Consider the following 531-nt stretch of genomic DNA (forward strand, 5'->3'; position numbering starts at 1 on the left):
GGTGAACCCTGTCCTTTTTGCTTTATAGATTAAAATGAAATATCTTGCTTCTCTGTCTTCTGATATTTTAATAAGCTAAAAGACAAACAAGCAGAACATAAAATAAGAAAAGAAGCGATGATATAAATAGTACGAACACCGAAAGTATCAGTAATTATACCAACACTTAGCATAGAGAGACCAGAAGCGGTTGAGAGAAGTGCACCGTGAGCCGTATACATTTTTGACAATAAAGAAGGAGCGACACTTGATTGTAAAACCGTTGTTTGAGAAATATCTCTAATTTGATAGCATGGTCCCATTAGAATGCAAAGAAATAGAGCGATAAATGCGTTGCTTGTAACACCATATAGAAACGTAAGGATGCTAAACATAAGAGAGCCTAACGCCATGGAGCGTATTAAATTGTTTTGAATGTATGAACTCATTTTCCATGCTAAGAGCCCGCCAATTAATGTTCCGAAATAATAACTTGTATTAATATATCCCCACCATTCTTCGCCTTTATGTAAAGCAGTCGTTACATATGCC

Annotated in this window: 1 protein-coding gene; it reads right to left on the bottom strand. The window is 35.8% G+C overall.

Annotated elements, in window-relative coordinates; genetic code table 11:
• Positions 1 to 29 precede the first annotated feature (29 nt).
• Positions 30 to 531: MFS transporter (locus AC1DJR_RS33070; protein ID WP_477004576.1), on the bottom strand; the 502-nt coding region annotated here is incomplete at its 5' end.

The sequence above is a fragment of the Bacillus sp. 05T31 genome (assembly GCF_056396725.1).